This window comes from Pedobacter sp. 10L46_2 (assembly GCF_056395165.1).
The window spans coordinates 1-7,411 of sequence record NZ_JBFTIZ010000209.1 but is presented as its reverse complement, the minus strand read 5'-3'; the positions used below and the strand labels follow the sequence as shown (position 1 = coordinate 7,411).

Annotated in this window: 7 protein-coding genes; 5 read left to right on the top strand and 2 right to left on the bottom strand. The window is 37.5% G+C overall.

What is annotated here, in order from left to right:
* The 4 genes from AC1DDX_RS19135 to AC1DDX_RS19120 form a co-directional block, all read left to right on the top strand.
* Window positions 1–565 (top strand): DHHA1 domain-containing protein (locus AC1DDX_RS19135; protein WP_477622423.1); only part of this gene is annotated, 565 nt, incomplete at its 5' end.
* Window positions 566–574: 9 nt separating this feature from the next.
* Window positions 575–1,309, top strand: coding sequence for an LPS export ABC transporter ATP-binding protein (gene lptB, locus AC1DDX_RS19130; RefSeq protein WP_477622422.1), 735 nt, complete (start codon window positions 575–577; stop codon window positions 1,307–1,309).
* Between the two features lie 20 nt (window positions 1,310–1,329).
* On the top strand, window positions 1,330–2,841 hold the full coding sequence (locus tag AC1DDX_RS19125; RefSeq protein WP_288882581.1) for a GH3 auxin-responsive promoter family protein: 1,512 nt from the start codon (window positions 1,330–1,332) through the stop codon (window positions 2,839–2,841).
* A 72-nt stretch (window positions 2,842–2,913) separates the two neighbouring features.
* Window positions 2,914–3,342: a CBS domain-containing protein gene (locus AC1DDX_RS19120; protein ID WP_172659335.1), complete on the top strand. Its 429-nt coding sequence runs from the start codon at window positions 2,914–2,916 to the stop codon at window positions 3,340–3,342.
* Between the two features lie 107 nt (window positions 3,343–3,449).
* Here AC1DDX_RS19120 and AC1DDX_RS19115 read toward each other — a convergent pair whose 3' ends face one another.
* Both AC1DDX_RS19115 and AC1DDX_RS19110 read right to left on the bottom strand, forming a co-directional pair.
* The gene (locus tag AC1DDX_RS19115) at window positions 3,450–5,489 is read right to left on the bottom strand and encodes a M13 family metallopeptidase (RefSeq protein WP_288882582.1); all 2,040 of its coding nucleotides are present in this window, start codon (window positions 5,487–5,489) and stop codon (window positions 3,450–3,452) included.
* A 126-nt stretch (window positions 5,490–5,615) separates the two neighbouring features.
* Window positions 5,616–5,873, bottom strand: coding sequence for a hypothetical protein (locus AC1DDX_RS19110; protein ID WP_172659333.1), 258 nt, complete (start codon window positions 5,871–5,873; stop codon window positions 5,616–5,618).
* Window positions 5,874–6,039: 166 nt separating this feature from the next.
* Here AC1DDX_RS19110 and AC1DDX_RS19105 point away from each other — a divergent pair, with 166 nt between their 5' ends.
* Window positions 6,040–7,161, top strand: a complete 1,122-nt coding sequence (locus AC1DDX_RS19105; protein ID WP_172659332.1) for a metallophosphoesterase family protein — start codon at window positions 6,040–6,042, stop codon at window positions 7,159–7,161.
* Window positions 7,162–7,411: the final 250 nt, after the last annotated feature.

Genomic DNA, 7,411 nt, shown 5'->3' with positions numbered 1-7,411 from the left:
GCTTACAGCTTCAAATGGATTACTTACGGGTTCAGCCAGGTCTGTTGCTGGGTTCGACCTATATGAAGCATTACTTGGTTGTCAGGACCTTTTGGTTCAGTTTGGTGGACATAAATTTGCTGCCGGGCTAACTATAAAACCTGAAAATATTCAATTATTTTCTGATCGTTTTGAAAATATCGTTGCTTCAACCATAACGGATGACTTACTAAGCCCTGAAATAAATATCGATACAGAAATTGAGTTTGGCCAGATAGATGGTAAATTTCAACGTATTGTAGCACAAATGGCCCCATTTGGCCCACTAAATACAGCACCCGTTTTTGTTTCACATAATGTATTTATTACAGGAAAACCTTATGTTGTAGGTATAAAACATTTAAAATTAAATTTAAAACAACAAAATTCCACTATTTTTGAAGGCATTGGATTTGGCTTGGCAGAATATGAATCGCTTTTGCAACCAAACCAGCCCTTCTCTGTTTGTTATACAGTGGAAGAAAATATATGGAAAGATCAACGGCGCTTGCAACTAAACATTAAAGCGATAGAAATTGATAACTAATATAATTAGATGATATTAAGAGCTGAAAATCTGATAAAAAAATATAAACAACGTACTGTTGTTAACGACGTTTCGTTTAGTGTTAGTYAGGGTGAAATTGTTGGTTTATTAGGCCCAAATGGTGCTGGAAAAACCACCTCTTTTTATATGATTGTGGGTCTGATTAAACCAAATGAGGGTACAATATATTTAGATGAGGAGGATATTACTACCGACCCAATGTACCGAAGGGCACAAAAAGGTATTGGATACTTAGCTCAGGAAGCTTCAGTTTTCAGAAAACTTTCAGTGGAAGATAATATCATGGCCATTTTAGAAATGACTAAAATGAGCAAAGAAGAACGCCATGAGCAACTGGAAGAACTCATTACTGAATTTAGCTTACACAAGGTACGTAAGAACCGAGGCGACCTGCTTTCAGGAGGAGAACGCAGAAGAACTGAAATTGCCAGGGCACTTGCAGCCAGTCCAAACTTCATTTTATTGGATGAACCATTTGCAGGAGTAGACCCTATTGCTGTTGAGGAAATTCAGACCATCGTAGCCAAACTAAAACAAAAAAACATAGGTATTCTGATTACCGACCACAACGTACAGGAAACTCTATCAATCACCGACAGAGCTTATTTACTATTTGAGGGTAAAATCCTCGAATCCGGCACTCCGGAAGTACTTGCTGCCAACGAAATGGTAAGACGGGTTTACTTAGGCTCTAATTTCGTATTACGAAGTAAAAACTTATAATTCACTACTTAAACAAAAGCATGGCAATTGTAAATTCAATTTTTACCTGGTATATGAAAAAGCGCGTTCACCAGATTGAGCTTTTTATGAAGTACCCACATGATGTACAGGAAGAATGGTTTCAAAAACTAATTTCCAGTGCTGAGGATACTGAATGGGGGGAAAAATATGATTACCGTACTATTGAGACCCCTAAACAATTTAAAGAACGTGTTCCCCTACAGAATTACGATACGCTAAAGCCATATATAGAAAGGATGCTTAAAGGAGAACAAAACATCCTCTGGCCAACTGAAATTAAATGGTTTGCCAAATCATCTGGCACCACCAGCGACAGAAGTAAGTTTATTCCCGTATCAGAGGAATCTTTGCAGGAATGTCATTTTAAAGGAGGGAAAGACATGTTGTCGATTTTCTGCAACAACAGACCTGACAATGAGATTTTTACCGGGAAAGGGCTGGTTCTTGGCGGCAGCCATCAAATTAACCAGCTCAATGAAGACTCCTTTTATGGTGACCTTTCGGCCGTGCTGATCAAAAATCTGCCTATGTGGGCCGAATATTACCGCACACCAAATATCTCCATTGCACTAATGGAGAACTATGAGGAAAAGATGGAAAAAATGGCTGAGGCTACCATCAAAGAGAACGTAACCAATATTGCCGGGGTACCCACCTGGACAATAGTATTGGCTAAAAAAGTATTGGAAATTACCGGCAAAGCCAACTTGCTTGAGGTATGGCCAAATCTTGAGCTTTATATTCATGGTGCAGTAAATTTTAAACCTTACAGAGAGCAGTTCAAAGAACTAATCCCTTGTAATCACATGTATTACCTGGAAACCTATAATGCTTCTGAAGGCTTTTTTGGCATTCAGGATGAAGTAGATTCTGATGAACTTCTGCTGATGCTTGACTACGGCATTTACTACGAATTTTTACCGTTTGAAAAACTTGATGATGAAAATCCTGATACCTTAACTCTTGAACAGGTAGAACTAAATAAAAACTACGCCATCATAATTTCCACAAATGGTGGTCTTTGGCGGTACATGATTGGAGATACCGTTCAGTTCACAAGTCTGTCTCCATACCGAATAAGGATAACAGGCAGAACAAAGCACTTCATAAATGCTTTTGGAGAAGAAGTTATTATAGACAACGCCGAACAAGCGATCTGCAAAGCCTGTGATGCAACAGGAGCAGTTTTTAAAGATTATACTGCTTGCCCAATTTACTTTAAAGGTGAAGAGGTTGGAGGTCATGAATGGATCATCGAATTTGATCATCAGCCAAATGATTTTGAACTCTTTATAGACGTTCTGGACCAGACTTTAAGAGAAGTGAATTCTGATTATGATGCCAAAAGATTTAAAGATATGGCACTACGTCGTCCTAAAGTACATAATGCCCCTAACAATACTTTTTATAACTGGCTAAAATCGAAAGGTAAACTTGGAGGACAACATAAGGTTCCCAGACTGGCAAATGACAGGAAATATGTAGAGGAAATATTGCCCCTGATGAAATAATATTTTTTTGTACAAGATAATGGTGATTTAATTTTTTTTAGTTAAATTTAAATAGCTAATTCTTAATCGCTTATGAAAACAGTACAACAAATACTTAATGCTAAACCTGTACAGATTTTCTCAGTTACAGAAAATTCATCTGTTTTAGAGGCGCTTCAGTTGATGATGGAAAAGAATGTAAGTGCGTTGCTTATTCTTGAAGATCATAAGCTACAGGGTATATTTACAGAAAGAGATTATGCCCGGAAGATCATACTGTATGGGAAATCATCGGCTGGCACTCCGATAAAAGAGGTAATGACACCCGATCCAATCACCATCGTGCCGACAGACAGCATAGACCTGTGCATGCAAATCATGACTGACAAACATATCAGACATTTACCGGTAATGCAGGACAATCAATTACTTGGAATGGTTTCCATAGGTGATGTGGTTAAATTCATCATTGCAGATCAGAAACAAACCATATCTCAGCTAGAAAGCTATATCAGTAGTTAAAGAACTTTATCAATCTAATATTAACCGTAATCTCAATTAAATTGAAAAGCTCGTATCATGATTAATGATACGAGCTTTTCTTTTATGCCGGCTCTCTGATAAATACGCTACCAGATTTTAACTCTTTTCTCTGGTGCCAGGTATAAAGAATCTGTTGGTTTTACATTAAATGCAGTATAAAACTCTGGTATATTTCTAACTACACCATTAACCCTAAACTTAGCCGGGGAATGGGGATCTGTTCCAACCTGATTTCTTAATGCCTCATCTGTTGATTTATTTAACCATACCTGAGCCCATCCAAGGAATACTCTTTGCTCGCCAGTAAATCCATCCATAACTGGTGCTGGTTTACCATTTAAGCTTGCATTATAGGCCTTCAGTGCAATACTTAATCCGCCAAGGTCACCTATATTTTCTCCAAGTGTAAAATCTCCATTTACATTCAGATCAGGAAAAACTTTAAACCCGCTGTATTGCGCTTTTAGAGCGCTTGTTCTCTTTTTAAACTCACTTTGATCCTTCGTCGTCCACCAGTTACGCATTGCACCTGTGCCGTCAAATGTACTTCCCTGATCGTCGAAACCATGACCTATTTCATGACCAATCACCGCACCGATACCTCCATAATTTACCGCATCATCTGCAGTCATATCAAAAAATGGCGGCTGAAGAATTGCAGCCGGAAAAACAATCTCATTCATACTAGGATTATAGTATGCGTTAACAGTTTGTGGTGTCATCCCCCATTCTGTACGGTCAACAGGCTTACCCAGCTTGTTAAAAGTGCGGTTGTATTCGAACTCTGCAGACCGTTTTTCATTACCAAACAAATCGTTCTTTGCAATTTTAAGTTTACCATAATCTCTCCATTTATCCGGATATCCAATTTTTGGAGTGAACTTGCTTATTTTTTCAAGTGCTTGTTTTTTAGTTTCTGCACCCATCCAGTCGAGCTCTTTAATACTCGTCTCGTAAGCTTTCAATAGATTGCCAACAAGTTTAAGCATGCGTTCCTTAGCTGCAGGCGGGAAATGCTTTTCAACATATAGTTTACCAACTACCTCACCAAGGTTCCCGTTAACTACATCAACGGCCCTGCGCCATTGAGGTTTCTGCTCTTTAACGCCATATAATGTTTTAGCATAGAAATTGAAATTCTCCTGATCAAGCGCAGTGTTCAAAGCAGTTGCAGCGCTTGTAACAGCACTCCATTTTAAATAATTTTTCCAGGTATCAAGTGGTGTATTTTTCAAAATGGCATTTAGATCCTTTGTATATGCTACCTGGCTAATAATTAAGGTATCATGATTCTTTACTCCTGCCTCTGTTAGTAGGGTGTTCCAATCAAAATCTGGAGTTAACGTACTCAGATTCTTAATTGGAAAACTATTATAAAGACCAGCCATATTTCTGGTTTCTTCCTTCTTCATTTGTTTTGAGGCAATCAAGGTCTCGAGTGCCATTATCTGAACAGACTTAGCTTTTGCATCAGGAATTCCGGCAAGAGTTAACATCTTTTCAATATGGGCTACATATTTAGTACGGATGTCTGCAGATTTTGCATCCTTTAATAGATAGTACTCACGATCTGGTAAACCCAGGCCACCTTGCCAGGTATAAAGCATGTACTTTCTTGGATCTTTCAGATCCTCAGCAACACTTAAATTGAAAGGAATCATATTGCCTATCTTATTGGCATAAGCAAAATAGGAAGCCAAATCTTTCCCGGAGGCGATAGCATCAATTTTTTTAAACTCAACATTTAAAGGTGCCAGCCCTATAGAATCACGAACCTTCATATTTATATAAGATTCATAAAAGTCGCCTATTTTCTGCTCATCAGAACCCTCAGCAGGATTTCCCTTGGCAGCATTCTCAATTATTGCTTTAACATCTTCCTGTGCCTTATCATTCACCATTGCCCCTATACCATATGAAGCCTTATCAGAAGGGATTTTTGTGTTTTTCATCCAGGTGCCATTCACATAGGCCGTAAAATTATTCCCCGGCGCCACTGTAGTATCCATATTTTTAAGGATAATACCTGAATGCAGTTCTTGCTTCGGTTCCGAATTATTGCAGGATGCCATAAGCAGCAAAGAACAAGCCGTAAGCGGGATGCTAAAAGATTTTTTAATTTTCATTTATATAAGAATTTATGAATAAGAAATAAGTGTTAAACCAAATTTAACAAAAGATTATCACCTAACTTCTAAAGAGTTCATAATATCTTAGTTACTTTATCCCAACATAAATTTGATGGTCTTAAATTAAGTACTCCATTTAAATTCATTTACTAACTGCTTTAAATCTGCATCCGTTATTTGGGACGGATTTGAGAATTGTTTTTCAAGTATATGTTGAGGAACGATCAATGATCCATTGTTTGTCCTGATAATTGCACCGGCATCTGTGTATTTATGAGCGTAGAAATCGCCAATCGTTGGATCTAACTCTGTGAGTCTGATCAGTAATTCGTAAAGTACGTATAGAGGTGTTGTCACTCCGCAAATATAAATTAACTGCATTTTAATATTCAATTATCATTATGTTAACACAACCCAAACCCTTAACAATAGATTTATCACAATTACTCCTGATAAGGCAATATTACCATTTTTGATAATAATCAATTTTTAATGCTGACTTAATATTAGCGTACTAATTTTATGATAGTCACCAAACGTTAAGATTATGATCAGCACAAAGATTCTGTATAACGCTGTTTTTAAAACAGATCAGGTAGATGACCTTGATAAATTTCAACCTTTGCCTGAACCTACCGGTAGTTACCCGTACCGATTAAATCTTGGAAATCGCTTAAATGAAACAGTACCTGGGAAAATGGTTTTTCATATGGTTGGTGATACCGGCGGACTGAAATCTGCTGATGCTCAAAAACAGGTGGCAGGGAAAATGGCCGAACAATACTTGTGCGCAACGAGCGAACACGACAGGCCTGCATTCTTATACCACCTTGGAGATATTGTATATCATTATGGCGAGGCAGAGCAATATAACGAACAGTTTTTAAAACCATTTGAGACCTACCCTGGCCCTATTTATGCCATTGCTGGGAATCATGACACAGATATAAATCCAGACTGCGATTTACATTACGAAAGTCTTGATGCATTTTATGCTGCATTTTGCAATACTTGCCCTAAAACAATTCATTTTGGGACCGAAAGCAGTAGAAAAAGTCAGATTCAGCCTCACGTATTTTGGACAATGGAATCGCCATTGGCGACAATAATTGGCCTTCATACCAATGTTCCAAAATATGGTCACATTACCAAGGAACAAAAAAACTGGTTTGTTAAAGAGCTGCAAAATGCCGCTACACTTCGCTCTGATAAGGCTATAATTGTTTGTATGCACCATGCCCCTTATTCTGCAGATACAAATCATGGATCGAGCAAACCAATGATAGAATTTCTGGAAACTGCCTTTAAAGAAGCTGGGGTAAAACCAGACATTATTTTTAGCGGACACGTACATAATTACCAACGCTTTAGTAAACAATATGAAGATGGGAAAACACTGCCATTTATTGTTGCAGGAGCCGGAGGTTTTGACGAATTACACCAACTTGCAGATCCTTACGATAACAATTACATCGCTAAAAGTGACTTATTTAATAAGGTCCAGCTTGATAGCTACTGCGACAACAGACACGGCTTTTTAAAAGTCAGCATCGAGAAAACACCTTTTAACTTTACTATCCAAGGTGAATACTATACCGTTCCGAATTTAGATACTGATGAGGAAGCCACTTTATTTGATGAATTTTCAATCGATTTGACCGGAAGGTAATAAAAGTCAGACTTTTAGGGTAAAAGTATTGATTATGACACTCTAAGGACAGCTATTTCTATAAAAATCAGGAATTTTGATTTGTTTAAATCAATACTGTTTAAACTTGCAGTATCGAGTTTTTAAGCAATAGTAATTCCGTAAATTTATAGAAAGCCCTCAAAATGACAGATTTGGATAAAAGTATAACGGTTGGAACACTATTTGGTTTCGTTATATTACTTACCTTGTTTGAAATGTACTTTAGTTA

What these genes read in the sequence shown, in the direction of transcription:
- AC1DDX_RS19110 (WP_172659333.1), bottom strand. Translation starts at nt 5,873, where the DNA reads ATGCAGTTAATTTATATTTGCGGAGTGACAACACCTCTATACGTACTT.
- AC1DDX_RS19125 (WP_288882581.1), top strand. Translation starts at nt 1,330, where the DNA reads ATGGCAATTGTAAATTCAATTTTTACCTGGTATATGAAAAAGCGCGTT.
- AC1DDX_RS19115 (WP_288882582.1), bottom strand. Translation starts at nt 5,489, where the DNA reads ATGAAAATTAAAAAATCTTTTAGCATCCCGCTTACGGCTTGTTCTTTG.
- AC1DDX_RS19105 (WP_172659332.1), top strand. Translation starts at nt 6,040, where the DNA reads ATGATCAGCACAAAGATTCTGTATAACGCTGTTTTTAAAACAGATCAG.
- AC1DDX_RS19120 (WP_172659335.1), top strand. Translation starts at nt 2,914, where the DNA reads ATGAAAACAGTACAACAAATACTTAATGCTAAACCTGTACAGATTTTC.